Annotated in this window: 3 protein-coding genes; 1 reads left to right on the top strand and 2 read right to left on the bottom strand. The window is 71.6% G+C overall.

Annotated elements, in window-relative coordinates; all coding sequences use genetic code 11:
• Window positions 1-16: 16 nt before the first annotated feature.
• Together CCN29_RS34440 and CCN29_RS34435 are read right to left on the bottom strand one after the other, a co-directional pair.
• Window positions 17-223: a DUF4287 domain-containing protein gene (locus CCN29_RS34440; protein WP_086686354.1), complete on the bottom strand. Its 207-nt coding sequence runs from the start codon at window positions 221-223 to the stop codon at window positions 17-19.
• A 104-nt stretch (window positions 224-327) separates the two neighbouring features.
• Window positions 328-1458: a sugar ABC transporter substrate-binding protein gene (locus tag CCN29_RS34435; protein WP_006134591.1), complete on the bottom strand. Its 1131-nt coding sequence runs from the start codon at window positions 1456-1458 to the stop codon at window positions 328-330.
• Window positions 1459-1767: 309 nt separating this feature from the next.
• Between CCN29_RS34435 and CCN29_RS34430 the strand changes: the two genes are divergently transcribed.
• Window positions 1768-2053: SCO2400 family protein (locus tag CCN29_RS34430; RefSeq protein WP_442538704.1), on the top strand; the 286-nt coding region annotated here is incomplete at its 3' end.

Here is a 2053-nt window from a genome sequence, read left to right as displayed (position 1 = left end):
CCCCCGCGCCCCGCCCTCACCCCTTCTCGGCGAGGGTGTGGGCGACCAGGGCGTTGGCGTGCCCGTGACCCAGGCCGTGCTCGGTCTTGAGCCAGGCGACCAGCTCCGTGTGCCGGGTCAGCGGCGAGGAGCGGATCAGCTCCTTCCACTCGGCCACGGGGCGGCCGTACTTCTTCTCGATCGACGGGAAGTAGCTCGCGGGGCCCTTCACCTGTGCGCTCATGACAACCGGTCCTTCCTCCACACGCGGACGCCTACGCCCATGAGGACCGGAGGAAGGAGCGGAACTGAGCGGCCCGCCGACGTGACCTGCGTCACCCTCGACCGTCAGCCGGTGAGCCCGATCTCCGCGCAGTCGTCCGCGTGCGCCGGGGTGCAGATGTCCTTGACGGTGTAGACGCCGTCGGCGATCACGGTGTCCTCGATGTTCTCCCGGGTGAGGGCGACCACCGGCACCAGCATCGCCGGGATGTCCTTCCGTGACCGGCTGTCGATCTCGTCCTGCGCCAGCGCGTCGAACTGGATCGCCCGGTCCTGCACCTTGGCCACCGCCATGTCCGCGGCCCCGGTCGCCTCCAGCAGGAAGGACTTGTACACCGTCATGTACTGCGTGCCCGAGACGACACGGCGCACGGCCTCCAGGTCCGCGTCCTGCCCGGTCACCGGCGGCAGTTCGGTGACCCCCGCCTCCAGGAGCTCCTCGATGACGGCGCCGGCCATGCCGTCGTTCGCGGAGTAGACGGCGGCGACGTTCCCGGCGCCGACCTTCTTCAGCGCCTTGCGCATGTTCTCCGCCGCGACCTCGGGCAGCCACTTCTTCGTGTCGTACGACGCGGCGATGTCCACCGCGCCGTTCAGCTCGCCCAGCGCGCCCTTCTTGAACAGCGCGGTGTTCGGGTCGGCGGGCTCGCCGTTCATCATGACGACCTTCTTGTGCTCGGCGTTCTCACCGAGCGCGTTGACCAGGGCGCGGCCCTGCACCTGCCCGACGAGTTCGTTGTCGTGCGAGACGTACGCGTCGATCGGCCCCTCGGCGAGCCGGTCGTAGGCGATGACGGGTATGCCCGCCTGCTTGGCCCGGCGCACGTCCGGCTCGACGGCCCGCGCGTCCACCGCGTCCACGAGGATCACGTCGACCTTCCGGTCGATCATCTGCCGGAACTGCTCGCTCTGCTTCTCCTCGCTGCCCTCGGCGTTGGCGTACACGACCTCGCCCCGCTTGTCGGTCTGCGAGGCGATGCGCTCCTTGATGAGCGGGTAGTCGAACTCCTCGAACCGGGCCGTGTCCCGGTCGGGCAGCAGCAGGCCCACGGTGATGTCGTCGTCGGCGCGCGCGTCCGCGGTGTCGTCGTCACCCGATCCGAGCGCACCGCAGGCGGTGAGGGAAAGGGCCGTCAGAGAGGCGGTCAGCAGCAGGGCGTAACGGCGTGCGGCGGCAGCGGTGGTACGGGGCTTCAAGATGGGGGCGCCTTCCGGGCGGACGTGCGGCATGGGGGGTGGGGCTGGACGGCCGACGCGGCATTCCGTACGGCGTCGGGGCCGACGTCCGGCCGGGCCCAGAACGTTGCTCAGCAGTGTGTCCGTTGTGCGGTGGTGCGGCACGCGTGCTCACGACCTCCTCCCCTGGCGCGCCGAGAATGTGCGCAGGAGCGGCACACGGGCTGCACACAGCGGGCCGTGCGCCTGGCTAGCGTGGCTGTTCCCTGCCCGGACCGGGTCGGCCGCCCCTGCGCGGACGCCCGGTACGACACCTCAGGAAGACAGCGGATGGACTACTGCTCCACGTGTCGCCGGCACCTCAACGGCGCCCTGGTCTGCCCGGGTTGCGGCGCCTACGCCCCCGACATCGCCCCCGGCGTGATCGGCGGCCACCGCGTCCCCGGTGCGGCGGCGACGACGTCCGGCACCGGGGGCGCACGGCAGCGCGCGGACGCCGAACGGCCCGGTGAGGCGGGCTGGTTCACCGCTCCCGCACGGTCCCCTGAGTCGACGCGGGCGGTCGAGTCGGGACGGTCCGGTGCGGCACGGTCCGGTGCGGCACGGTCCGGTGCGG

Source organism: Streptomyces pseudogriseolus (assembly GCA_002154585.1).
Taxonomy (GTDB): Bacteria; Actinomycetota; Actinomycetes; order Streptomycetales; family Streptomycetaceae; genus Streptomyces; species Streptomyces pseudogriseolus.
This window is presented reverse-complemented; position numbering and strand designations above follow the sequence as displayed.